General features: G+C 34.0%; 1 protein-coding gene. It reads left to right on the top strand.

Annotated features, from left to right (window positions below; genetic code table 11):
- Positions 1 to 322: tyrosine-type recombinase/integrase (locus AC1Z3S_RS20080; RefSeq protein ID WP_461741849.1), on the top strand; the 322-nt coding region annotated here is incomplete at its 5' end.
- Positions 323 to 514 lie beyond the last annotated feature (192 nt).

Raw genomic sequence — 514 nt, 5'->3', positions numbered from 1 at the left:
TCTAAGGGAGAAATTGAAACAGTATAGACAAGATGGTGAACTAGCCAGATGGGTATTTACGAACAATGATGGTCCTTGTGAACCAAGACTACTTACAAATTATTTTCATAAAATAAGAAAAAAGGTAGGTCTTACGCATATCCATTTCCATCAGTTACGGCACACTTTTGCGACGCGTTGCCTTGAGGCACTCTCAGATATTCCAACAGTTAGCGCATTACTCGGACACAAATCTACCCAACTAACATTAGATGTGTATTCAGATGTTCTAATGGATCAACGCTTACAGACAATAGAAAAAGTAGCTACTTATATTTCTTAAAAAATTCCTTAATAAGAAATCAAGCTGATAACCAACAAAATGATAGCGTTATCATTTTGTTGGTTATCTTTTCGAATAAGCCGTCAATCGCCGTCAAAATATAATCAAAAACGCTGTCATATTGGCGTTATATTTTGTTTCTTTTACTTAACTAAAACAAGATGTAATTATATCACAAAATATTAGGAGAGT

It is taken from the genome of Enterococcus sp. LJL90 (genome assembly GCF_056924355.1).
The sequence above is the reverse complement of the archived record's forward strand: the minus strand, read 5'-3'. Positions and strand labels throughout refer to the sequence as shown.